Source organism: Bacteroides sp. AM10-21B (assembly GCF_003472565.1).
GTDB classification, from domain to species: domain Bacteria; phylum Bacteroidota; class Bacteroidia; order Bacteroidales; family Bacteroidaceae; genus Bacteroides; species Bacteroides propionicigenes.
This window is the reverse complement of sequence record NZ_QRME01000007.1, coordinates 159,322-183,178: the sequence shown is the minus strand read 5'-3', so window position 1 is coordinate 183,178 and position 23,857 is coordinate 159,322. Positions and strand designations below refer to the sequence as shown.

The following is a 23,857-nucleotide window of genomic DNA, read 5'->3' as shown; positions in this document are numbered from 1 at the left end:
CTTGAAGTTTACGGGAAGCAAATGTACATGATTTCTGTGGCAGTGGCAAGAACAGAACATTTTTTTAGCGGTTTCATTTTTTCTTTTTTAAAAGATTTCATTACCTTTGCCAACGTTTTCAGCACAAAAGAAGACATACCCCGCGGCAATAGCTCAGTTGGTAGAGCATCAGCTTCCCAAGCTGAGGGTCACGAGTTCGAACCTCGCTTGCCGCTCTTAAAAGAAAATCAGATAGTTATCAAAAGATTTCTATCTGATTTTTTTCGTATTATGTTATAATCATTAAAAGAACTTGGTTTTTCTCACTTCTTTTGTTAAATTGCCATATCGGTCATAGTCGTATGTTATCAGACATCTCGCCTCATCATCGACTCGGACTGCTCTCATATCTTTTCCATTTTTAGCGTATACGCTGTCTACACTATTACCCATGAAAGGAGAGCTTGTCACGGTTACATCCATATCTTTCTCTTTATACCGGATATGAAGTATTTCAAAGCCATCGGTAGCACTGGTGTGCTCCATTTCCTTGCCGTTATCGTTGTATTTCTTAACAACCATATCAACTTCCCCGTTGGTGAAGTATTTTTCAATTAAAGTATCATTTATGGTATTGTACGTATGGTATTTAATGAATTGCTTGTTTTTTGATTTTGGTATGGATTGCAAATCCTCTTTGTCAGGAATGGTGTCAAAGAAATAGGTTTCTTCAGTCTGAGAACTGTTGAAGTCATGCCTGATAATCTTAAACAGATAGTCTTTGTGATAAAAGCGCCATTCTTCGTAATTGTCATTAATGTCAATATCGATAATCGGTCTACCGTTAAGCCGTTGTATCATTCGCGTATACTCAAGCTGCTTTTTATCATCATCCCGATATTGGTAGAAATAATAGTTAATTGTATCTTTATTGTTCCTAAGCTCAATAGTTTCTTCAGACTTATCTTTATAATAGGTGGTTCTTATTATATTTCTTTTTGGTTCACTTGTCTCAGTGATGGAATAGAGACTGTTATTCTGATAAGTGTATGTATGCAAACCGGTATATATATTTACCGAAGTCAGTACGTTCGACTCATACATCAATTGTTTTTGGGTAATTTTCACTGAGTCTAACTTCCCTTTGGAGTTGTATATATTTATATATTCGTTCGTTTCAACAATGTCAAAATCTTTACTTTGTTTCACCGTTTTGGTACAACTGCAAACGATGACAAGCAATGTGCAATATAGCAACACTCTTGATTTCATGATATTTAATACGTTATTCATTGATTTTATAGTTTAAAATAGCTTTTATACGTTTTAAATCAATCATTTTCCATGATATACTCTTCGCACAAGGGTAACATCCTAAGTTATTGTATATTTTTGGCATAACATTTTTAGTCTTTAGTTTTTCTAGCCACTCTCGGGAACGGTTTAATTCTCCCGTCATTAATCGCCTCTTTATTAATATAATTCAAACAACTCATTACTGTCTTTAGGCATATAAAGAGCAATGAACTTAGATGCAGAGAAAACTCGCATATTAGGATACTGTTTCATATGTTATTACTATTATATTAATACCAACTCATTTGTGCCTTTACGAATACCAAATTGCAACATATATGAGTGATAATCTGCAGTTCCATCCTCATTTTTTTTAGAGTACCACAATAGGGCGCTGTCATGGTAATATTCAAACTCTTTATCATACTTTTCAAGTGTTACCAATCTGCCATCGGCATAGAACACCAAGTTATAATCCTCTATAGGCTGATAACCTGATTTATCCTGAGATTCAGCTTCTGTAAAAGATCTTGTAAAATCCTTCTCTATATCATTTTCATCTTCATACAGCATAACGGCCAACTCATAATGCTTCGAATATTGCAGGCGTTTTAATTCATCATATTTGCCATCAATGTACAATTGGCGGAACTCGTTGAATTTAGCTACAACGCGTTGCTCTATGTCGGGAATCTCCCTTAAATCTATACAGTCGCTCCAACCTACGACTTGATAAGGAACTTTTGCCTCGAACTCTCCGCTCCACTCATAGTATGGCAGTCCCTCTTCGGGCATAACAATTGGCGGCATCTCCATAACCCAGTGCCAGGGGCGACCTTCGTCTCCCGAGGAATCCATGAAATCTTTGTAGCCTATACGCATAGTAAATGGCTCCTTTTCTGTGATCAGAGTCTCATCTCTGTATGGAATAAGCTTTACGGTAACTTTCTGTTTTCCACTTTTTAAAATAGCGGTGTTTGCTGTAATTACGGCTCCGCCAACTGCCCCCGGGTTGTAATCCTTTTGAACACTACTGTCATTTATTCTTATATCTACCAGACATCCGCTGCTATACTCTACATAGTAGACCGGTTTGCTTGTATAACTTGCCATCTGTTCCTTTAATGTTGTTCCCATATTATTATTTTTAGTTTGTCCATTGCAACCCACTGTATTAATAAACATGCAGATGGTCAACACAATAGTTATAATAACCCTTTTGTTCATCATTATTTTTTTTAATCAGAAAAGCCAAGATAAATCTACATTATAGTAAGCGCAGTACATAAGTATAATATATAATATGACAGAGACAAACATAAACACTACATAAATTATAGCACATCTTTTTGCCCATTTGTATGCGCTTTTCAGTTCCTTTTCCCATAAGGGATTATCTTTTTTTTGCTTTATCCAAGCTTTTATACTGTAATAAAGGGGAATTATGCCTACAAGGGGACACATTAGCGTCAGCGTGATAGACAAAGCCAATACGATAATAATTTGATTTTTTTCCGTACTCGTTTGATAGAATTTTAAGACCAAACCCAACACAACTATTATTCCAATAATAATGAACATCATTTCCATATATCGTAAATTTTAAATTTCTATTTTTTTTGTAAGTAAACATACCACTTGAATAATGAGTATACGTATCGACATCAGAACGCTAATCTTTCATAGATACAGAATTAATATAATTCAAACAACTCATTACTATCTTTAGGCATATAAAGAGCAATGAACATGAATGCAGAAACAGTATGCATATCGAGTGAGAGTTTCTTCTCTTTTCCTGTTATTTTTGAAGATAATGATGTCCGTCCCATTCGTCCCAACCTTTCCGGTTGAATGGGACACAACGATGATGTGCCCGGGTCGTCCTTCAAAATCGATTCCCTCCTCAAAATGTGGTTTTCCGTATTTCTTTGTAGCTGCTTTCACCAACTTGGCGAAACCTTCTTCGTCTGTATTCTTCTTGCCTTTGACTTGCACTAATGTGCCTTGTTCTGTTGTTACCATGCCGAGTTCTGTAAAGTCAAATCCCCGGAAAGTGGCTTCCGTTCTTTTACTGCCTCCCTTGTTTCTGTAAGCCACCAAAGGCGGAAACGGTTCATCCGTTTCCGTGTTGTAAAATTTAAGGGTATCTACTTTGTACCGCGCTTCAATCTTCTGCTGTGTGGTATCTAAGAGGGAAGACATCATAGCGGCTACGTTTAGGCCGTAGTCCGGATTGTCTAAGTTGAAAACCGGTTTCCCTATCTGTGCCTTTGCGCAACCAACCAAGCCGAAAAGACTTGTTACTCCCATGATTATAACTGTTTTTAGTCTCATAACTGACATGTCAAATTAAAATTCCGTATTGATATTCATCTCCTTGATAATGTTTGCACTTAATTAAAATTTCCATCTCCAATTATTGTATCCTTGATAATAATCTAATCTAATAATGGTCAGAACTCTGCATTCACGTGTAATAGTTCGCATTTCGTATATATTTTAAAAGTGATTATTCAGATCGTTCTTTTCCCTCATTTATAACCGATAGTTATTCAGGATAAATAATTTCCGGCTTATCTCCGCCCAGATGATAACGAACTTTAATAAGAGGTTTATCACTTGTCGTTTCGTCCGGTTTATAAATATACATGGCATCTGCATCTGTATTGGTTTTATACCAGCAATACATGATTGGACTTTCATCTTCAACTATATCTTTTGAAAGATATTCTATATCTTTATCAGTCAAGAATGATAATGTTTCTCTTCGTGATACGATAGATTCTATATATTCCTCTCTATGCTTTACAACAATACTGTATAATGAATCCTCGTCGGCACTGTTGTATTTATTTAGAAAATCAATAGCACAGCTATTTATAATATTCCAATCGGGTTTCAGGCTAGCTTTCACATACGAACAACCGATGCCTACACCACGTAAAAAAGCAATATACGGTTCACTGTCATTTCCATAGCGCTCATAGAAACATCCCATTGCATCATCGTAATTCCCCTTGAACTCTATGGCAGCCTCATAGCCTTTTTCTATCCATTGTTGATAAAACTCCTTGTAGCTTTTCGGATTAATATCGCTTAGTATATCCGTTAGCTGACATCCCACTATCTCACCTGACGTTTCATGAAAGTGACGGATTTCTTCCGGTGACGGCTGATAGTGGTTTTCTGTTGCAAGTTTCAACGCTTCCGGTGTTGTTTCGAGCGACTCACAGTTTAGATTCATGAAGGCGATACACCACCCTCCAAACCCCATGTCAGGATATTTGTAAAGTTGCAATATTTCCTTGCCGCCACTCGTCATTTGATTGCCACGGTCTATTAACTTTTGTCCCTTGATCAGAATAAATTCCCAATTATCCATTTGTTCAGCATACTTCACGTCATATTCAAGTATTACATCGCCGGGATTGGATTTGAACACATTGAATCTTACACCGTCAAATTCATATTCTTTTCCTTCGTCTTCCGGCAAAAGAGAGATGCGTATATGTTTCCAGCGCAGAGGGGGAAGAAGTTCTACCTCGATACCTCCCTCGAAGTCGGCAGCGTCTCCATAGATGGGGCGGAACAACATAGACAGTTCTTTTTTGTCGTCGGAAATATCCAACCGAGAGAATGTGGATAATTTCAGTGTATCTCCATCCGTACTCCGCAAGCGAGATATGAGGTTGATTCTCATGTTTCCAAGCATGTTTATGTTAGCAAGTTTATTCTCATAAGGATTATCGGAGGGTGTCACTTGCGGGTATTCTTTTGTCTCCCTCTGGTCTTTGCACGCCCCATATGTACCATGCAGCGACAATCTACCGTCTACCATATAAAAATCTCCAAACTCTAATTGGGCATTGCTAAGCCACTCCTTCACATGAAATGAATCAACCTTCCTCTCCGTTTCCACCCACGGTAAAGGTTCGGACCTTTCTTTTATAATCGCATTTTCGGAAATGCCTGGTTTCATTTGAAAATACTGGTACATCTCATACATTTCTTTCAACTTCTCTTTTTGTTCTTTAGTAAGCTCTTTGACATTCAAGTTCCCTTGCTTATTTTGCGCATTAGCGCATCCACCAAGTCCAAAACTTAGTAATCCCATAATCAAAAGTGTCTTAATATTCATAATCCTATTCTTATTTCAAGCATTTTCTACTTTCTTTCCTTTTCTCATTTTTCTCTCTCCCTAATAATGTTTACACTTAATTGAAATTCCCATTTCCAATTATTATATCCTTGATAATAATCTGACGCTATTATATATAGTACTATAGATACTATCATATAAATGATTATCAAAATGCCTCTCGTTGTTTTCGTCGTTTTATTCCCATCTTTCCATTATAATTGATTTTTATAATCTAAAAAACAACTGTTCTTCCTTCATATATTATTATCCATAGGAAAAATATTATTAACCCAGAAAATAAAATATTGCAAAACATGATACCGATTAACCCCATTAAATATCTATTACGTGCTTCTTTGATTACCTTATCCCAAGGGACATCGCTCATTGCCTTTTTATCCTTTTCTGTCAGATTTTTCATCAGCTCGGTGTATTCATCAGCTTCATATTCATACACGGCTATCATACCAATACCGACTACTGGTAGAGTAACAATGTAACAGAATGCATGCCAAATAGAATCAGAATGAATTACAAAAAATATAGTCATGATTGTTGCATTGGTAAGACTAAATCTTTTTACCAACTTGTATGCTGTTTCTGGTTTCATGTATTTTTTTCAATTTCCCTTTTTTACTCTTTGTTACCCTCCGAATCATATCTTTCAAGGGTATTCCAACCTCCGCCCTTGCGCTCGGCAACCGATTTGAGCTTGCCGTTAGCGTAATACTCTTTGCGATAGACCTCGCTGTCAGCTTCACAACGACCCTCTTCCCGCAACTTTCCGGTATCAAAGTAACGTTTATATGCTCCTTCACGCTCACCGTTCTTGAAAGTATATTCCGATTTACATTTGCCTGATTCAAAATAGAATTCCTTTGTTACTCCGTTCAATTTGCCATTGAGGTAGTTTGACGACTTTTCAGGAGTGCCGTCAGTGAAATAAGTAATCTCTTCTCCGTTCTTTTCATCGTTTTTGTAAGTGGTAGACTTTTCAGGCTTGCCGCTTTTACCATATTTAATCCAGAGACCCTCTTTTTTGCCGTCTTTATAGCTGCTTTTGCTACGGGGCTTGCCGTCTTTCCACGTTTCGCTCCACTGACCGTCGGGCAAGCCGTTCTTGTAGAAGCTGATGCGAACCATGTCACCGAGGTTACTCGACAGGTGTTGAGTCCATTTGCCATCGCGTTTACCGTCTTTATAACATTCGTCGAGCGTCAGAGTGCCGTCGCTGCCGTATCGCCGGTCATAACCATCTTCAATTCCTAACTTATATACTTTTTCGGTTTCAACTTTGCCGTTCGAGTGATACGTCCTGCTCACGCCATCCACTTTGCCGTCTATAAATGTTCGCTCACTTTGCACGGTCTGTCCGTCACCATAATAGCGCTTGTATAGTCCATCCCTGTTTCCCTCTTTGTAACGGCACTCTTCAAGTAGTTTGTTCTCTTTGAAATGTCGGTAATCACCATGATACATGCCATCCTTAAAGTCAGCGAGAATGTACTCCGAGTGATAGCCGTCAATCAGGCGGTGAGAGCCGTTGAGCGGGGTCTTTTCTTCATTGTTCAGGCGAAAGAGCATCCGGCCATCCCCATAGTTGATAACGGTGATTTCTTCTATTTGGTAAACTTTTTCCTGTGCCGTACTCGTAAGTACCATTACTCCGAAAAGGAGTAGTAACATAATTTTCTTCATGCTTTTTTGTTTTATTACTCAATCGACAAAAGTAGCATAAATAAATTATAAGAAAAGTATTTTGCTTATAAATATGATATGTATTTTAATTATTATAGAATTCGAACTAAATGAATTTACCTGTATTTTGGATAGTTATATAATTAAAATATCTGCCAATATATTGATTTATAATTGAATATTGTTTTGTGTGGATTCTTTTGAAAATGAAAACACGATTATTACAATCGCATTGTGAGAAAAAAAATATAGCCATATTGAATATGGTTATATAAAAAGTTGTATCGTGGTTACTTTGAGAGCAACATTTTCAAGTCATTCTTGCTAATGCCCATGTATTTGCATATCTTTAGCTCGCTTATGCCGTCAGCCATCATTTGCCGGACTGCGTTCCTGTCTCTTTCATACGCTTCCAATCTATTGAAAATGGTATCGGTCAAGAAGTCTATTCCCTCTGAAAAGGCTTTTTCTCCTTCCGGGGTATTAAAGTCTATCGTGCAGATTTTGGCGCACTCCTTATGAAGTATCAAATAGTAAATACCTCCGATTAGGATTGCGGCGATGCTTTTGATATTGACTTTTGCAGGTTTAAACAGCGTTTCGTAATATGTAATCAAATTAAGGTTCATGATGTCCCGCGTTTCCGCCGTTCTTTTTGTGGTATCATTGACGACTGACATTTCGTAAAGCAACAGCTTTTGCATAACGGGATTGTCGGACAAGTTCCTGAAGAGTATCTTGAATGTTTCAGCGAAGAACTTTTTAGGCCCCAATACATTCAAGTTGGAAATATCGATGGCATTGTTCATCCAGAAGTCATATTGCTTGGCAAGTCTGTCATAGAGATTATCCATCGAACCGTACCTTCTATAGAATACGTTGGCTTCCATTCCTGCGGCTTTCGTCAAGGTGCTTAGATTGACATTGCCGAAACCCTGTTCCGCCACAAGTTTTTCGAGTTCGGACATCACATCCCTGTCTAATTGTTCATTGGTTCGTCTGTTTCGAGTTTTTTTCTCTTCCTGCTTCATTCTTATATCATATTTACACCGGCTCTATATCCGTTTTTCTATAGATGGTTTTGTTGCAAATATAGGTGTTTTACATTTTACAAGCAATCCTCGGGCGGGTTTTATGCAGTAAATAGAGATTTACTAAAACGTTGGGGAAGATTTACTAAAACGATGGGGAAGATTTACTAAATCGTTGCCGGAGATTTAGTAAATCGTCATCTCTCTATTTATTACGGGGAATATCGGGTGGAGGGGGAGGAAAAAGTAAGTATTCACAAAGTCTGCAAAAAATAGTGTTTATACAATAAACACTTTTCGCACAGAAATTTGTACTTTTGCACTCCGTTTAATGAATCAGAATAGAAAACTTTAAAAAACGAAATAGAATGGCAGTAGAATTGAAAGACCTGACCAAACGTAGCGAGAATTATTCTCAATGGTACAACGAGTTGGTGGTAAAGGCCGATTTGGCAGAACAGTCGGCTGTGCGCGGATGTATGGTAATCAAGCCTTATGGATACGCAATATGGGAGAAGATGCAGCGTCAGCTGGACGATATGTTCAAGGAAACAGGACACGTAAACGCTTACTTTCCTTTACTTATTCCGAAATCATTCCTCAGCCGTGAGGCGGAACACGTGGAAGGCTTTGCCAAAGAGTGTGCCGTAGTAACGCACTACCGTTTGAAGAACGACCCCAATGGCGGCGGCGTAGTGGTAGACCCCGCTGCAAAGCTGGAAGAGGAACTCATCATCCGTCCTACTTCGGAAACTATCATTTGGAATACCTACAAGAACTGGATTAACTCTTACCGCGACCTGCCTATCCTGTGCAACCAGTGGGCAAACGTATTCCGTTGGGAAATGCGTACCCGTCTGTTCCTGCGTACCGCAGAGTTCTTGTGGCAGGAAGGACATACGGCACACGCCACTCGCGAAGAAGCCGAGGAAGAAGCTGTACGTATGCTGAACGTTTACGGCGAGTTTGCCGAGAAATACATGGCAGTGCCTGTTGTGAAAGGTGTGAAATCTGCCAACGAACGTTTTGCCGGCGCTCTCAATACCTATACAATCGAGGCGATGATGCAGGACGGTAAAGCCTTGCAAAGCGGTACTTCACACTTCCTGGGACAGAACTTCGCCAAGGCTTTCGATGTGCAGTTCGTAAATAAAGAGAACAAACTGGAATATGTATGGGCCACTTCTTGGGGAGTATCCACTCGCTTGATGGGTGCGCTTATCATGACACATTCCGATGACAACGGTCTGGTACTTCCTCCGCACTTGGCTCCGATACAGGTAGTTATCGTACCTATCTACAAGAATGCCGAAATGCTTGCCAAGATTGACGAGAAGATTGCCGGTATTGTAGCCAAACTGAAATCAATGGGTATCTCCGTGAAGTACGACAATGCCGACAACAAGCGTCCGGGCTTCAAGTTTGCCGATTACGAGGTGAAGGGTGTGCCTGTTCGTCTGGTTATGGGTGGTCGCGACTTGGAGAACAATACAATGGAGGTGATGCGCCGCGATACGCTGGAAAAAGAAACCCGTTCTTGCGACGGTATCGAAGAATACGTAAAAGACCTGCTCGAAGAAATTCAGGCAAATATCTACAAGAAAGCGTTGGATTATCGTAACAGCCGCATTACTACGGTGGACAGCTACGACGAATTTAAGGAAAAGATTGAAGAAGGCGGCTTTATTCTGGCTCACTGGGACGGAACAACCGAAACCGAAGAGAAGATTAAGGAAGAAACCAAAGCCACTATCCGCTGCATTCCGTTTGAATCTTTTGTGCCGGGCGACAAAGAACCGGGCAAGTGCATGGTGACAGGTAAGCCGTCTGCCTGCCGCGTGATATTTGCACGTTCTTATTAATAGGTTATTATTATTCCGATAAGTTCATAAGGTGTTAATACGAATTCAAGCTATTGTTTTGTCATTCAGAACGATAGCTTGAATTCGTATTAATACCTTATGTTTTTTTGTCTTGTGAGATGAAATTGTAACCTTCTCCACACACTTCTGAAACAGTTTTCGGACATCTTTGTATCGTTAAAAAGAAAAGAGATATTTCATCCTTTTTACGTATGACAATTCCATAAATTCTCTTGAAGTCATACCTGTGCGACGCCGGTGTGACTTTTTATAGAAAGCGTAAAGTAAACAAAATATAAACTGTATCAAGATGAAGGTTCTTTTTATTGTTCAAGGAGAGGGGAGGGGACATCTCACCCAAGCGATTACCATGGAAGGGCTTTTGCGCCGCAACGGACACGAAGTAGTGGAAGTGTTGGTAGGCAAGAGTAACTTCCGTCATTTGCCCGGATTCTTCAATCGTAGCATTCATGCCCCGGTGAAGCGTTTTCTCAGTCCCAATTTTCTGCCTACACCTGCCAATAAGCGGGTGAGCCTTTCGCGCAGTGTGGCATACAATTTCATAAAAGCGCCTTCTTATTTGCGCAGTATGCACTACATCCATCAGCGCATCCAAGAAACCGGGGCGGAATTGGTCATCAACTTTTATGAGCTGCTGACCGGGCTGACTTATCTGCTCTATCGTCCGTCTGTACCCCAAATCAGTATAGGACATCAGTACCTCTTTCTGCATCGTGATTTCGAGTTTCCCGACAAAGGCAGGGGCAGCCTGTGGCTTTTGCGTTTCTTCACCCGCCTCACTTGTATAGGAGCCTCCCAAAAACTTGCGCTCTCTTTTCGTGACATGGAAGATGACGAGTACGCCCGTATTCGCGTCGTGCCGCCACTGCTTCGTCGTGAAGTGCTTTCCTGTGAGGGTATGGAGGGTGATTACTTGCATGGATATATGGTGAATTCCGGTTTTGGTGAAAACATAAAGGTGTGGCATGGGGAGCATCCGCAAGTTCCGCTTCATTTCTTTTGGGACAAGCCGGACGAAGCTGAAGTGTGCAAGGTGGATGACACGCTGAGTTTTCATCAGATTGACGACGTGAAGTTTTTGCGCTACATGGCAGGCTGCAAGGCTTATGCCACGACTGCCGGGTTTGAATCGGTTTGTGAAGCGATGTATTTGGGCAAACCTTTGCTGATGGTTCCCGCGCATATCGAACAGGATTGCAACGCATACGATGCCGCCCGTACGGGTGCGGGTATTGTCTCTGACGGATTTGACTTACAAAAATTGCTGGACTTCTCCGAAAGTTACAAGCCGGACGCGCAATTCCGTTATTGGGTACGGAGTTGTGACCGGAGGATTATGAATCATATAGAGGCAGGGATGTCCTTGTCACATTATCCGGCACGGAATTTTCCTTATCCGTATTGTAATATGCCCGATATGGCATTGTAATACTTGTTGCATATTTTTGCCGCCGAATCATTGATAAATATATACAGATGATTAATAAGAAAACATTATCGGAAGCGTACGTGGCACGTGATTTGAGTTGGATGTACTTCAACCGGCGTATCTTGCAGGAAGCTACCAAACCACAAGTACCTTTATTGGAGAGGTTGAGCTTCCTCGGCATTTATTCCAACAATCTGGATGAGTTTTTTCGCGTCCGCATGGCTACGCTCAGCCGTATTGCCGAGTGCGAGGATAAAAGCCTGCGCTCGGAGCGAGAGCAGGCGCGACAACTCATCAAGCAAATCAACAAGCTGAATAACAAGTACGCCAAAGAGTATGAACACGCCATTCACGAAGTGACCCGGCAGTTGAGTGAGGAAAACATCTTCCTGATGAAAGAGGACGAACTGGACGAAGGACAGCAACGGTTTGTACGTCAGTTTTACCGTCAAAGGTTGAGTGGCTTTGTCAGCCCTGTATGGCTTTCGGCAGTCAGGCAACTGACTGATGAGACGGATGAAAACATCTATTTGGCTGTCAAGATGCAGGCCGAAGGACGGAAAAGTTTTGATTATGCGCTGATTGCGCTCCCCGTAGCTGAGTGCGGACGTTTTGTGCGTTTGCCGGACAAGGAAGGCAGGAATTATCTGATGTATCTGGATGATGTAATCCGCTACTGCTTGCCGATGATTTTCTCCGGGCTGAATTATGTCTTTTTCAAGGCATATGCATTCAAATTTACAAAGGATGCGGAAATGGAGATAGACAATGACTTGCGCAACGGTATGCTGCAAAAAATATCCAAAGGAGTGAAGAGCCGCAAGAAAGGTGATGCCTTGCGAGTGATTTACGATGCCGATATGCCGAGGGATGTGTTGAAGCGTGTGATGAACAAACTGAATCTGGACAAGCTGGATACGGTATTGGGCGGCGGACGCTATCACAACCATAAGGACTTGATGTCGTTTCCGGATTGCGGACGCAAGGATTTGAAATATCCAGCATGGGAGCCTGTTATAAAACCGGAACTGGACAGTAATGAGAGTCTGCTGAGGCTGATACAGAAAGGAGACCGCTTTATCCATGTGCCTTATCACAGCTTCGATTATTATATTCGCGTGTTGCAGGAAGCCGCGGTCAGCAAAGAGGTGAAAAGCATCAAGACAACACTCTATCGTCTTGCCAAAGACTCAAAAGTGGTGAAAGCCCTTATCTGTGCCGCCCGTAACGGGAAGAAGGTAACGGTGGTTATAGAACTCTTGGCACGGTTTGATGAGGCATCCAACATCGGTTGGTCTAAAAAGATGCAGGATGCAGGCATTCATGTAATCTTCGGAGTGGAAGGTCTGAAAGTCCATTCCAAGATTACCCATATCAGCATGAAAACAGGGAATGACATAGCTTGTATCAGTACGGGAAACTTTCACGAGGGAAATGCGCGTATGTACACCGACTATATGCTGATGACCGCTGCGCGCAATGTGGTGCATGATGTCAATTCCGTATTTACATTCATCGAGAAGCCTTATTCACCTATACGTTTCAAGGAACTGTTGGTTTCGCCCAATGAGATGAAACAGAAGCTCGTAAAGCTGATAAACGATGAAATCAAGAACAAACAAGCCGGAAAACCGGCTTATATCTTTGCCAAGATAAACCATATCACGGACGCGGCTATGGTGAAAAAACTCTATGAGGCTTCTGCCAACGGTGTGCCTGTCGGGCTGCTGGTACGCGGCAACTGCTCCCTGGTAACGGGTATTCCCGGTGTGAGTGACACGATACGCATCAACGGCATTATAGATCGCTATCTGGAGCATTCGCGTATCTTTATCTTTGCGGCGGGCGGAGAGGATAAGACTTTCATCGGTTCTGCCGATTGGATGCCGCGCAATCTGGATAATCGGGTGGAAGTGATAACTCCCGTGTACGATGCGCAGATTAAAGCCGATTTGCGTAAGGTCATCGAATTCGGCCTTCGTGATAATTGTCAGGGAAGTATTGTCGATGGAAGCGGAGAGAATCGCTCTTGGACTACGGAAAGTGATGTCCCGTTCCGTTCGCAAGAGGAACTTTATAAGAGCTACAAAGAATAGAATGTATTAAAATATAAGTAAAGAGAATGAATGGGAAATGTTACGCTGCTATCGACATCGGTTCCAATGCCGTGCGGCTGCTTATTAAAAAGGTGAAAGAAGATGAGAATTTGGTGAACAAGCGTCTTTCTAAAGCGATGCTTCTCCGTGTTCCGCTGCGACTGGGCTTTGATGTTTTTGCTTTGGGAGAGGTTTCCGATGTAAAGGCCGTGAAGCTGCGCCGCTTGATGAAGGCTTTCCGTCAGTTGATGAAGATATACGAGGTGACGGATTATCGTGCGTGTGCTACCTCTGCCATGCGCGACGCGAAGAATGGAAAGTCTATCATCAAAAAGATACTGAAAGATACGGGCATCAATATTGAAGTCATTGACGGGCAGGAAGAAGCGCGGATGATATACAATAATCATATAGAATGTCTGGAAGACCGTATGGGAAATTACATCTATGTGGATGTAGGCGGCGGAAGTACGGAAATCAATTTGCTGACAAACGGTGAACTGGTACAGTCGCTTTCATATAATATAGGTACGGTGCGTATGCTGAGCAATGCTGTTAAGGCGGAGAGCTGGCAACAAATGAAAAATGACTTGCAGCGTCTTACAGCAGACTTCCAAGGAATCAATATCATCGGTTCGGGCGGTAATATCAATAAACTGTATCGCCTTGCCGATAAAAAGGACAAGAAGAAACTACGCCTGCCCGTTCAGTCTTTACAGTCTTTGTATGACGAACTGCAACCGCTTACTCCCGAACAGCGTATGGAAACTTTCAGTCTGAAGGCCGACCGTGCAGATGTTATTGTGCCTGCCGCAGAGATTTTCCTTACAATTGCAGAGGTGGTGAAAGCGGAATATATCCATGTGCCTGTCATAGGTTTGGCAGACGGTATAATTGATAATTTGTACGCTAAGAGCTTGCCTCAATAGTCACACATCAGAACTTTCTGATTATTTTCTTTCCCGTTTGGATTGCGATTCCGAACGGGAATCTTTTAATCTTTTCAGTTTCCACTTGTTCCAGAAAAGTAACTCGTTCCACTTATTGAAGTCTTTCTTAAACACGATGCCTATGCCTTGGGTGGTGAGGTTGGTCTTGGTGTAGTAGCGGTCGTTGGTTTCGTTATACGCTTTCAGGCGTATATCGCCGGAACGGTTTACGAGCCATTCTGCTTGGAAGTCACCCACAAAGTTCGTGTTTGCCATCGGGTTGTCGCGATAGCCGAAGTTGCCGTTGATAAGAAGGCGGTTGTTCAAGAGTTGCCCGGAAAGCATTGTCTCAAACTCCATATCGGTCCAGCCTTTTTCTCCAGTACTGAAGTTTGTGCCGAAATTCCAGTTGTTGCTGTCGATAATCTGTGAAAGTGCATTGTTCAACTGTCCGGAAAGGGTAGAAGACAGTACGCTCGACATCATGTTGGAGTTGCCGGTAGCATCCACATTCTCCGGGGTATAGAACTTGCCGATACCCAAGAGATAGAGTATCTGCATATTCATCTGTTCGTCCGTAGGAATGTAGTTCCGAACCAACGCCTGCACTTCATCGCGTTCGTTGGGCAGTTCCAGGCTCATTTTGATGTCCGGTGAGGTGAGTTGTCCGGTCAGAGCCATAAGGCAGTTCACCTTGATGCTGGTCTGGTTGACGTAGTGGCTGGCATCGGGTATGAGGTCGTTCAGCGAAGCAGAGTTCACAAGGTAGCCGGCCTGAATGTCGAGGGTGGCATCGAGGGGCGGCCCGTTGAAGGTGATGGTACTTCCGTCTTTAATGATGAAGTCCTTGCGGATTACTTCCTGCAAGCTGAATTTGTAGACTCCCTGGCTGATGCGGTAGCTGCCGAACATTTTCACATCTCCTTTATTATAGAATTCGGTGCGGATATTTCCCGTACCTTTTCCGCTGATGTAGTCGCCTGCAATGGGGTCCATGATGATTTTCATGGTAGCGTCCGGGGTGGCGTCTATCAAAAGGTTCAGGCGGATGTCGGTATCGCTTTCTTTTTCCCGGACTTCTCTCTGTGCCTGCTCGTATTCGGACATAAGCACGATGGAATCTTGGAGCACACGTCGGGGGGTCTTGTCTACGAAATGTATGAACTGGTTGCTGACTGCCGAAGCGACTCCCTCTTTCATATAGGTGAAGTTGGTGTTGCGGTTGGTAGTCATTGCCACGTCGATGTTTACTCCCTCTGCCGCATTACCGGCAATGGTGGCATTGCCTGTGCCATATACCGTGCCGTAGAAGGGGAAGTCGGGAGACTCTTTAGTGTTCATTACCAACATATTGTTGACGTCAAACTGGAAGCGGTATTCCAAGTTCTTGAAATGTTGGTAGTGCAGGTAACCGTTGGCTCTTCCCTGATGCCCTTGTGTGTCGAAGATGCGGTTGTTGCGGAAAGTAAGTCCGCCCGGTTCGATAAGTATGCTGTCTTTCAGTGAGAAAGTGGTGTTGAGTACATCTACTTTTAGGGAAGCGTCACCGAATACACGTCCTTCCATTGTCAGCGCCTTGAATTTGCCGTAGAAATGCACATGGCCGCTGGCACGTCCGTTGAATTCGGGAGTGATGCTTTGCATATAGTGGTGGATGAATTTCAAGTTGGTGCTGTCGGCTTCTATCTGCAAATCGAGCGAACTGGTGGGCTTTATGGGGTAGATATAGCCGTAGACATGGCTTTTGGCGATGTCTTCCTCGCGGATATGGGCATCCAGATAGATACCTTTCACGTCGTGATGCCACTCACCGTGTATATTGGCATCACCCAAAAGCCCTTCGTTCAAACCGAGATTGCGGATGAACAGGTCTGTGCTCATCACCGGTGTTTTAAGTACGCCGCTGGCGTATGCAGGACCGGTGGCTTCACCTTTGAAGTTGACACCTAAGTCGGCAATATCGAATACATAGCCTATATTTATCTCTTTCAAATTCAGGCGCACGGTGTCCTCCGGTTGTTCGGATACGGTTCCGTTGATACGCAAGTGACGCTCTTTGTGGCTGAAATAGAAATTGTTGACGTGTATCTTGCCCGAATCGACTACGATTTGTGACGGGTGTATCTTCCAAATAGTGTCGTTGAGGATTACGTTTGTTTCCTGAACGTTGACAATCGTCTTCAAAGCGGGAATGTCTTTCTTGCCTTTGTGAGTGGGGTTTGTATGTTGTTTATCATTATCCGCTTTCTGAGACGATTCGCGGATGAATTGCGTTACGGCTGCCAGTTTGCCGCTATACGTCACAGCGCTACTGTTTCCCCAGTTGAAAATGGCTTGTATCCGGTCGTCTTTGGCTTTGGCTTCCAGAGCGACATTCACTGCGCCGGTTGTCTTCCGATTGGTAAAGCGGATTTTTGCCTGAAACTGTTCGCCCGGATTCTCACAGAGGATTACTCCCGATTCAAAGAACTTCTCTCCGTAACTCAGCCGCGGGAAGTAGCCTTCTACACGCAGTCGTTGAGCCTTGTCGTTGAAGTAACCTTTCAGTGTGGAGTGGGTGTATATTTTCAGCGGTATCTGGAATACGGTGGACAGTATCTCCGTATTGTAGATATGCAGGTCGAAATAGAAGTTGTTTTCGGTTTCCTTAGGTTTCTTGTCCGGTAATATCAAGGCGGGAATATAGCGTCGCATGATGTTGAGCACACTGGTGGGCAAGGTTTGATAGGAGTAGTCTCCTTCGATAGTGCCCCGCAGGAAATTGGAGTTGATAGTCAGATGTTTTTGACGCTCGTCATTCTGGGTGGCGGCAATCCGCAGGTTGTCCATGAAGAAATTTTGGTCGGGAGCGATGTATTGCAGGCTGTCTATGTTTATTTCACCATTCATGTCGTCGATGGAACTGCCGGTGAAGTCGGCCTTTATTTTTACGGATACTTCCGTGTCTTTGTATTTGGGGGTAAGATGAAGGGTGTTTGGACGGAAATGGTTGATGGCGGCGCGAAAGTTGAATGTCGGAGTCTTGCCGGCTGTGTTGATAGAGCCATTCAGTTGTATAGCGCCGTTCTCATCGTCGAATGATACGTTTCCATCGAAGCCGCCTTGTTTGTACTCTCCGTCCAAAGTGATATTTTCGTAAGTATAATCACTGTAATCTATGGATGCAATGAGCCCTTTCATTGTAATGGACGGGTATCTTTGGGCGTAATGGTTTCCTTTGACATCCATGTTGAAGGTTACTTGCCCGAATTTGTCGTTACCCAACAGTTTGCCCAGTCCGAACTCCGAGGTCTTTACTGCACCGGAATAGGAGAAATAACCCTTTTCCTTATCGGAACTGAGCTTGAGGTCTGTCTTTATGGTACCTATATCCGTACGTACTTCACCGTAGGTAACCAAATCCGTGAAGTACCCGGAAATCTCACCTCGGAAGGATACCGTACCCAAATGCCGCAACGCCGGCGGAACTCCCTTGTAGTCTTTGCTCAGGTTGCGGACAAAGAATGCGATGCCTTCCGGGTCGGCGTATAAGTTGGACAGATTGCCGAATATATAAGCGTCCTGAGGGTGTGACAGGTCTTGCAGGGATACATCGCCTTTCAGCAGGAAATGATTGTCGGCAGAGATTAGCAACTTCGGGCAATAAAGTTGGTTCACTGTTCCGCTGGCTTCCGTTTCCAACCGTAGCGTTTCTTTGAAAGGTTTGAAAGCGGGTACAAAGGCTGCCAAGTCTTGCAACACGACTTCCGAAGGCAGCATACGGAATGAGAAGCGGACATCATCGGTGAAATTGCCGAGAGAGCCCAGACTGTCATACTCCATACGGATAGTGTCCATTGTCAGGGAAGTGTTGGGCAAATCAATGGCAAAGTTCTCTATCCGCATCTTTTGGTCATTGGCTACTATCTTAAGGCTCAGTTTCTTCAACTCAAAGCCGGAGTGTTCCTCTTCAACGCTCATTCGCTTAATGGCGGCATTGATAGAGTCGCTTTGAAGCGCCTTCAGTGAAATGTTGGCAAGGATATTGGACAGGCGGATGTGTTGCGGATTAAATTTCCCCGGGGTCTTTCCGGCCGAGAGGACATCATAGGATACCCTTCCGCGACGTATCAGCAGTGAGTTGATGCGAAGGTCCAGATTACTTTTTTTCTTAACGGTGTCTTTGGAAGCAAAAGCGTCGAGTATAAACTGGAAATTGGTTTTAGCTTGAGGGGTAGGTCTTTCCAGATTGGCGTTGAAACTGAACAATTGCACGTTTCCGATGGATATTCTTCCGTTGAACAAGGGGAGTATCTCGAACTTGGCCGACAGACGCCCTATTTTCAGCAACTCTTTTCCCGATTGGTCGTTCAGCATCAGGTCGTCAATGATAATTCGGTTCAGCAGACCTATATTTATCCGCCCGACAGTAAGCCGGCTGCCCAGTACGGAGCTCAGTTCATTGGCTACGAGTACAGACATCTGGTGCTGGACATAAGGAATGTTCAGCAATAAAATTATTCCGATATAGAGTCCCAATACTATACCGATTACCCAGCGTACTGTCGTTTTCAGCGTTCTGATAGGCGATTAATTTTTTGTTCAGCCAACAAAAATATGAAATAATACGTTATGGATACTACTTTTATCACTACTTTTGCAGCGTTTAAACGTAAATAAACACTATGAGTACAATAATCTTAGGAATAGAATCTTCATGTGATGACACTTCTGCAGCAGTCATCAAGGACGGCTACTTGCTATCGAATGTCGTGGCCAGTCAGGCAGTTCATGAGGCTTATGGCGGGGTAGTACCCGAATTGGCTTCACGTGCGCATCAACAGAATATAGTGCCGGTGGTGCACGAGGCGTTGAAACGTGCCGGGGTTACTAAAGAGGAGCTGAGTGCCGTAGCGTTTACGCGTGGTCCGGGATTGATGGGGTCTTTACTGGTAGGAGTATCGTTTGCCAAAGGTTTCGCCCGTTCTTTGGGTATTCCTATGGTAGATGTTAATCATCTGACGGGTCATGTGTTAGCTCATTTCATTAAAGCGGAAGGTGAAGAAAATGTACAACCTGAATTCCCTTTCCTTTGCCTGTTGGTTTCCGGTGGAAATTCTCAGATTATTTTGGTGAAGGCTTACAATGATATGGAAATTTTGGGACAGACAATTGATGATGCTGCAGGTGAAGCCATTGACAAGTGTTCCAAGGTCATGGGGCTGGGCTATCCCGGCGGACCGATTATCGACAAGCTTGCACGTCAGGGAAATCCCAAAGCGTTTACTTTCAGCAAACCTCATATTCCGGGGTTGGATTACAGTTTCAGCGGACTGAAGACCTCATTCCTGTATTCTTTGCGGGACTGGATGAAAGATGATCCCGATTTCATAGAACATCATAAGACGGACTTGGCAGCTTCGTTGGAAGCTACTGTCGTTGATATATTAATGGATAAATTGCGCAAAGCTGCAAAACAGTATAATATAAAGGAAGTGGCTGTTGCAGGCGGTGTGTCGGCCAATAACGGCTTGCGCAACTCATTCCGCGAGCATGCCGAAAAGTATGGCTGGCATATATTCATTCCTAAGTTCAGCTATACAACGGATAATGCCGCAATGATTGCCATTACCGGATATTTTAAGTATTTGGATAAGGACTTCTGTTCGATAGAGGCTCCGGCTTATTCACGTGTTACTTTATAAGACTCTATATATAATAAGGTATGAAACTAGAAGAGGAGATAGGAGAACTGTTGAAAGCGAAGAATTTATCCCTTTCCACCGCTGAAAGTTGTACCGGTGGCGGAATAGCCGCCCTGATAACTTCGGTTCCGGGGAGTTCGGAGTATTTTAATGGCGGTGTTGTGGCGTATTCCAATGAAATAAAGAAGGATTTGCTTCATGTCTCCTCTGAAACCTTGGCCAAATATGGCGCAGTGAGCCGGGAGACTGTTATTGAGATGGTGAAAGGTGCGATGAAAACGCTGAAAACGGACTGTGCGGTTGCTACCTCGGGAATTGCAGGTCCCGGTGGCGGTACACCGGAAAAACCGGTAGGTACAGTGTGGATAGCAGCTGCATATAAAAATGAAATCGTAACCATGAAGCAGGAAGGAGACTGCGGAAGAGCGGGGAATGTACAGTCGGCTATTCAAAATGCTCTGTTGATGCTTTATGATAGGCTAAAATGAGGAAAAAATGTTCTCGCACAATGAATTATTTTGGGAAAAACTTGTTTTATAACGATAAAAGTGCTTACTTTGCGCTCTGTTTGAAATAAGTATAGATAAAAACTATAAAATAAAGATAGAAATGTCGAAGATTTGTCAAATTACCGGAAAGAAAGCCATGATTGGCAACAATGTTTCACACTCAAAGAGAAGAACAAAAAGAACCTTTGATTTGAACTTGTTTAACAAGAAGTTCTATTATGTAGAACAAGACTGCTGGATCAGTCTGAGCATTTGCGCTAACGGCCTGCGCATTATTAATAAAAAAGGTTTGGATGCTGCTTTGAAGGATGCAGTAGCTAAAGGTTATTGTGATTGGAAAAGCATTAAAGTAATTGGCTAAAAGTAGAGGAGAATACTGATTATGGCAAAGAAAGCAAAAGGTAACAGAGTACAGGTGATTCTGGAATGCACAGAACACAAGGATAGCGGTATGCCGGGAACTTCTCGTTATATTACGACGAAGAACAGAAAGAATACTACCGAAAGATTGGAGTTGAAGAAATACAACCCGATTCTGAAAAGAGTAACAGTACATAAAGAAATCAAATAATATAGTATAACCCATGGCAAAGAAAACAGTAGCAAGTTTGCACGATGGTTCTAAAGAAGGTCGTGCTTATACGAAGGTTATCAAGATGGTTAAGTCTCCGAAAACCGGTGCTTACATCTTCGATGAACAAATGGTTCCCAACGAAAAAGTACAAGACTTTTTCAAAAAATAAGATGAATACAGTTGCTGCGAAGCACTGATTACTTATAAAGCTCCTCTCACCGGATAATCGGTGGGGGGATTTTTTTTGTTATTAAATCGCTTCAACTTTTATTATTTGTTAGTTTTGTTATATCTTTGTAGCATAATGTATTGTACAAAAAGGTAGACTATGGGATTTTTTAGTTTTTTCTCAAAAGAAAAGAAGGAAACGTTAGATAAAGGATTATCTAAAACAAAGGAAAGTGTATTCGGCAAGATAGCCCGTGCAGTGGCTGGAAAGTCGAAGGTGGACGATGAAGTTCTGGATAATCTGGAAGAGGTCTTGATAACTTCGGATGTGGGTGTGGAAACTACGCTGAAAGTTATTGAGCGTATAGAGAAACGTGCCGCAGATGAAAAATATATGAACGCGCAAGAGTTGAATATGATTTTGCGCGATGAAATCGCAGCTTTGTTGACTGAGAACAATTCGGATGATGTAGATGATTTTGAAACTCCGATTACAAAGAAGCCTTACGTTATCATGGTAGTGGGAGTAAATGGTGTAGGGAAAACTACAACCATAGGTAAGTTGGCCTATCAGTTTAAAAAAGCAGGTAAGTCAGTTTATTTGGGTGCGGCCGATACTTTTCGTGCAGCAGCAGTGGAACAGTTGGTGATATGGGGGGAACGTGTAGGAGTTCCTGTCATCAAACAAAAAATGGGTGCTGATCCGGCCTCTGTGGCATTCGATACTTTGAGCTCTGCGGTAGCCAATAATGCTGATGTGGTGATTATTGATACAGCGGGACGTCTGCATAACAAGGTGGGCTTGATGAACGAGCTGACTAAGATTAAGAATGTAATGAAGAAGGTTGTGCCAGATGCTCCTAATGAGGTGTTGCTTGTGTTGGATGGCTCCACCGGACAAAACGCGTTTGAGCAAGCCAAGCAGTTTACTTTGGCAACAGAAGTTACGGCAATGGCTGTGACTAAGCTGGATGGAACGGCTAAGGGCGGTGTTGTAATAGGAATTTCCGATCAGTTTAAAATTCCGGTAAAATACATCGGCTTGGGAGAAGGCATGGAAGATTTGCAAGTGTTCCGTAAAAAAGAGTTTGTTGATTCATTGTTCGGTGGAAACGCATGAAACGAAAAACTATCGATATCATAACATTGGGATGCTCTAAAAATTTAGTGGATTCGGAGCATTTGATGCGGCAATTGGAGGAAACGGGATTTAATGTAACGCATGATGCCGAACGTCCGAGAGGGCAGATTGCGGTGATTAATACTTGCGGTTTCATCGGCGACGCAAAGGAGGAATCTATAAATATGATTCTTGAATTTGCACAGGCAAAGGAAGAAGGGAATTTAGAGAAACTCTATGTAATGGGTTGTCTTTCGGAGCGTTATTTAAAAGAATTGGCCGTTGAGATTCCCCAAGTTGATAAGTTCTATGGTAAGTTTAATTGGAAAGAACTGTTGCAAGATTTGGGCAAGGCATATCATGATGAACTGCACATAGAACGCACATTGACTACTCCCAAACATTATGCATATCTGAAAATTTCGGAAGGATGCGATCGCAAATGTTCGTATTGTGCCATTCCTATCATCACAGGCCGGCATATATCCCGTCCGATGGAAGAGATTCTGGATGAAGTGAGATATCTTGTGTCTCGTGGGGTGAAAGAATTTCAGGTCATTGCGCAGGAATTGACTTACTACGGGGTGGACTTGTATAAAAAGCAGATGTTGCCCGAATTAATCGAAAGAATATCTGAAATTCCGGGCGTGGAATGGATACGTTTACACTATGCCTATCCGGCTCATTTTCCTATGGATTTGTTTCGGGTGATGCGCGAACGAGCTAATGTCTGCAAATATATGGATATTGCTTTGCAGCATATCAGTGATAATATGCTGGATAAGATGCGCCGCCATGTGACAAAAGAAGAAACCTATAAACTTATAGAGAAATTCCGTGAAGAAGTTCCCGGGATTCATTTGCGCACCACACTCATGGTGGGGCATCCGGGAGAAACGGAAGCTGATTTTGAAGAATTGAAAGAGTTTGTCCGCAAAGCGCGTTTCGATAGAATGGGGGCATTTGCATATTCCGAAGAAGAAGGCACATATGCCGCTGCCCATTATGAAGATGCTGTTCCCCAAGAAGTGAAACAGGCTCGTTTAGACGAATTAATGTCCATTCAGCAAGGTATTTCCGCGGAATTGAGTGCGGCAAAAGTGGGTAAATGCATGAAAGTGATAATAGACCGCAAGGAAGGTGAGTACTACATTGGACGCACTGAATTTGATTCTCCTGAAGTAGACCCGGAAGTGCTGATTAAGTGTGAAGATAAGGCATTGGAGATGGGTAACTTTTATCAGGTAGAGATTATAAACTCCGATGACTTCGACCTTTTTGGTCGGATTATTTGAATATTTTCTCCGAACTTCTTGT

At 42.8% G+C, this 23,857-nt stretch carries 19 protein-coding genes and 1 tRNA gene; 12 read left to right on the top strand and 8 right to left on the bottom strand.

Annotated elements, in window-relative coordinates; translation table 11 throughout:
• Window positions 1-142: 142 nt before the first annotated feature.
• Window positions 143-215: transfer RNA gene (locus DW121_RS11090), tRNA-Gly, on the top strand.
• Window positions 216-282: 67 nt separating this feature from the next.
• Here DW121_RS11090 and DW121_RS11085 read toward each other — a convergent pair.
• The 7 genes from DW121_RS11085 to DW121_RS11050 all read right to left on the bottom strand — a co-directional run bounded on the left by DW121_RS11085 (window position 283) and on the right by DW121_RS11050 (window position 8,148).
• Window positions 283-1,272, bottom strand: a complete 990-nt coding sequence (locus DW121_RS11085; RefSeq protein WP_118323775.1) for a hypothetical protein — start codon at window positions 1,270-1,272, stop codon at window positions 283-285.
• A 288-nt stretch (window positions 1,273-1,560) separates the two neighbouring features.
• Window positions 1,561-2,388, bottom strand: coding sequence for a hypothetical protein (locus DW121_RS11080; protein WP_158573927.1), 828 nt, complete (start codon window positions 2,386-2,388; stop codon window positions 1,561-1,563).
• Window positions 2,389-3,000: 612 nt separating this feature from the next.
• Window positions 3,001-3,588, bottom strand: coding sequence for a hypothetical protein (locus DW121_RS11070; protein WP_233555802.1), 588 nt, complete (start codon window positions 3,586-3,588; stop codon window positions 3,001-3,003).
• A 238-nt stretch (window positions 3,589-3,826) separates the two neighbouring features.
• A complete protein-coding gene (locus tag DW121_RS11065) occupies window positions 3,827-5,416 on the bottom strand; it encodes a hypothetical protein (protein WP_118323772.1) in 1,590 nt (529 codons plus the stop codon).
• Between the two features lie 235 nt (window positions 5,417-5,651).
• Complete coding sequence (locus DW121_RS11060) at window positions 5,652-6,029, bottom strand: hypothetical protein (RefSeq protein WP_118323771.1); 378 nt, start codon at window positions 6,027-6,029, stop codon at window positions 5,652-5,654.
• A 23-nt stretch (window positions 6,030-6,052) separates the two neighbouring features.
• On the bottom strand, window positions 6,053-7,117 hold the full coding sequence (locus DW121_RS11055) for a toxin-antitoxin system YwqK family antitoxin (RefSeq protein ID WP_118323770.1): 1,065 nt from the start codon (window positions 7,115-7,117) through the stop codon (window positions 6,053-6,055).
• A gap of 290 nt (window positions 7,118-7,407) precedes the next feature.
• Window positions 7,408-8,148, bottom strand: coding sequence for a TetR/AcrR family transcriptional regulator (locus tag DW121_RS11050; protein WP_118323769.1), 741 nt, complete (start codon window positions 8,146-8,148; stop codon window positions 7,408-7,410).
• 368 nt (window positions 8,149-8,516) lie between these two features.
• Between DW121_RS11050 and proS the strand changes: the two genes are divergently transcribed.
• The 4 genes from proS (at window position 8,517) to DW121_RS11030 (ending at window position 14,485) form a co-directional block, all read left to right on the top strand.
• Window positions 8,517-10,010: a proline--tRNA ligase gene (gene proS, locus DW121_RS11045; RefSeq protein WP_118323768.1), complete on the top strand. Its 1,494-nt coding sequence runs from the start codon at window positions 8,517-8,519 to the stop codon at window positions 10,008-10,010.
• A 310-nt stretch (window positions 10,011-10,320) separates the two neighbouring features.
• A complete protein-coding gene (locus DW121_RS11040) occupies window positions 10,321-11,460 on the top strand; it encodes a glycosyltransferase family protein (protein WP_117713106.1) in 1,140 nt (379 codons plus the stop codon).
• A gap of 47 nt (window positions 11,461-11,507) precedes the next feature.
• Window positions 11,508-13,556 (top strand): RNA degradosome polyphosphate kinase, encoded by a 2,049-nt coding sequence (locus DW121_RS11035; RefSeq protein ID WP_118323767.1) that lies wholly within the window; start codon window positions 11,508-11,510, stop codon window positions 13,554-13,556.
• A gap of 26 nt (window positions 13,557-13,582) precedes the next feature.
• Window positions 13,583-14,485, top strand: a complete 903-nt coding sequence (locus DW121_RS11030; protein ID WP_118323766.1) for a Ppx/GppA family phosphatase — start codon at window positions 13,583-13,585, stop codon at window positions 14,483-14,485.
• Window positions 14,486-14,506: 21 nt separating this feature from the next.
• On the opposite strand, the gene DW121_RS11025 is transcribed toward DW121_RS11030, so the two are convergent.
• The gene (locus DW121_RS11025; RefSeq protein ID WP_118323765.1) at window positions 14,507-18,946 is read right to left on the bottom strand and encodes a translocation/assembly module TamB domain-containing protein; all 4,440 of its coding nucleotides are present in this window, start codon (window positions 18,944-18,946) and stop codon (window positions 14,507-14,509) included.
• A 203-nt stretch (window positions 18,947-19,149) separates the two neighbouring features.
• Between DW121_RS11025 and tsaD the strand changes: the two genes are divergently transcribed.
• The 7 genes from tsaD to rimO all read left to right on the top strand — a co-directional run bounded on the left by tsaD (window position 19,150) and on the right by rimO (window position 23,835).
• The gene (gene tsaD / locus DW121_RS11020; RefSeq protein ID WP_118323764.1) at window positions 19,150-20,169 is read left to right on the top strand and encodes a tRNA (adenosine(37)-N6)-threonylcarbamoyltransferase complex transferase subunit TsaD; all 1,020 of its coding nucleotides are present in this window, start codon (window positions 19,150-19,152) and stop codon (window positions 20,167-20,169) included.
• A 20-nt stretch (window positions 20,170-20,189) separates the two neighbouring features.
• Window positions 20,190-20,657, top strand: a complete 468-nt coding sequence (locus tag DW121_RS11015; RefSeq protein WP_118323763.1) for a CinA family protein — start codon at window positions 20,190-20,192, stop codon at window positions 20,655-20,657.
• Between the two features lie 121 nt (window positions 20,658-20,778).
• The gene (rpmB, locus tag DW121_RS11010; RefSeq protein ID WP_004291052.1) at window positions 20,779-21,039 is read left to right on the top strand and encodes a 50S ribosomal protein L28; all 261 of its coding nucleotides are present in this window, start codon (window positions 20,779-20,781) and stop codon (window positions 21,037-21,039) included.
• Between the two features lie 21 nt (window positions 21,040-21,060).
• Window positions 21,061-21,249: a 50S ribosomal protein L33 gene (gene rpmG / locus DW121_RS11005; RefSeq protein WP_002560155.1), complete on the top strand. Its 189-nt coding sequence runs from the start codon at window positions 21,061-21,063 to the stop codon at window positions 21,247-21,249.
• Window positions 21,250-21,262: 13 nt separating this feature from the next.
• Window positions 21,263-21,421 carry a DUF4295 domain-containing protein gene (locus DW121_RS11000; RefSeq protein WP_005654275.1) on the top strand — a complete coding sequence of 53 codons (159 nt, stop codon included), beginning with the start codon at window positions 21,263-21,265 and terminating at the stop codon, window positions 21,419-21,421.
• 159 nt (window positions 21,422-21,580) lie between these two features.
• Entirely contained in the window at window positions 21,581-22,540 is a 960-nt protein-coding gene (ftsY, locus tag DW121_RS10995; RefSeq protein ID WP_117713100.1) for a signal recognition particle-docking protein FtsY, read from the top strand.
• Window positions 22,537-23,835: a 30S ribosomal protein S12 methylthiotransferase RimO gene (gene rimO, locus DW121_RS10990; protein WP_117713099.1), complete on the top strand. Its 1,299-nt coding sequence runs from the start codon at window positions 22,537-22,539 to the stop codon at window positions 23,833-23,835. The genes ftsY and rimO overlap by 4 nt, the downstream gene beginning before the upstream one ends.
• The last annotated feature ends 22 nt before the right edge of the window (window positions 23,836-23,857 follow it).

Excerpts from the sequence above, each read along its gene's own strand:
- DW121_RS11085 (WP_118323775.1), bottom strand. The coding sequence starts at position 1,272 with ATGAATAACGTATTAAATATCATGAAATCAAGAGTGTTGCTATATTGC.
- DW121_RS11080 (WP_158573927.1), bottom strand. The coding sequence starts at position 2,388 with ATGGCAAGTTATACAAGCAAACCGGTCTACTATGTAGAGTATAGCAGC.
- DW121_RS11070 (WP_233555802.1), bottom strand. The coding sequence starts at position 3,588 with ATGGGAGTAACAAGTCTTTTCGGCTTGGTTGGTTGCGCAAAGGCACAG.
- DW121_RS11065 (WP_118323772.1), bottom strand. The coding sequence starts at position 5,416 with ATGAATATTAAGACACTTTTGATTATGGGATTACTAAGTTTTGGACTT.
- DW121_RS11060 (WP_118323771.1), bottom strand. The coding sequence starts at position 6,029 with ATGAAACCAGAAACAGCATACAAGTTGGTAAAAAGATTTAGTCTTACC.
- DW121_RS11055 (WP_118323770.1), bottom strand. The coding sequence starts at position 7,117 with ATGAAGAAAATTATGTTACTACTCCTTTTCGGAGTAATGGTACTTACG.
- DW121_RS11050 (WP_118323769.1), bottom strand. The coding sequence starts at position 8,148 with ATGAAGCAGGAAGAGAAAAAAACTCGAAACAGACGAACCAATGAACAA.
- proS (WP_118323768.1), top strand. The coding sequence starts at position 8,517 with ATGGCAGTAGAATTGAAAGACCTGACCAAACGTAGCGAGAATTATTCT.
- DW121_RS11040 (WP_117713106.1), top strand. The coding sequence starts at position 10,321 with ATGAAGGTTCTTTTTATTGTTCAAGGAGAGGGGAGGGGACATCTCACC.
- DW121_RS11035 (WP_118323767.1), top strand. The coding sequence starts at position 11,508 with ATGATTAATAAGAAAACATTATCGGAAGCGTACGTGGCACGTGATTTG.
- DW121_RS11030 (WP_118323766.1), top strand. The coding sequence starts at position 13,583 with ATGAATGGGAAATGTTACGCTGCTATCGACATCGGTTCCAATGCCGTG.
- DW121_RS11025 (WP_118323765.1), bottom strand. The coding sequence starts at position 18,946 with ATGTCTGTACTCGTAGCCAATGAACTGAGCTCCGTACTGGGCAGCCGG.
- tsaD (WP_118323764.1), top strand. The coding sequence starts at position 19,150 with ATGAGTACAATAATCTTAGGAATAGAATCTTCATGTGATGACACTTCT.
- DW121_RS11015 (WP_118323763.1), top strand. The coding sequence starts at position 20,190 with ATGAAACTAGAAGAGGAGATAGGAGAACTGTTGAAAGCGAAGAATTTA.
- rpmB (WP_004291052.1), top strand. The coding sequence starts at position 20,779 with ATGTCGAAGATTTGTCAAATTACCGGAAAGAAAGCCATGATTGGCAAC.
- rpmG (WP_002560155.1), top strand. The coding sequence starts at position 21,061 with ATGGCAAAGAAAGCAAAAGGTAACAGAGTACAGGTGATTCTGGAATGC.
- DW121_RS11000 (WP_005654275.1), top strand. The coding sequence starts at position 21,263 with ATGGCAAAGAAAACAGTAGCAAGTTTGCACGATGGTTCTAAAGAAGGT.
- ftsY (WP_117713100.1), top strand. The coding sequence starts at position 21,581 with ATGGGATTTTTTAGTTTTTTCTCAAAAGAAAAGAAGGAAACGTTAGAT.
- rimO (WP_117713099.1), top strand. The coding sequence starts at position 22,537 with ATGAAACGAAAAACTATCGATATCATAACATTGGGATGCTCTAAAAAT.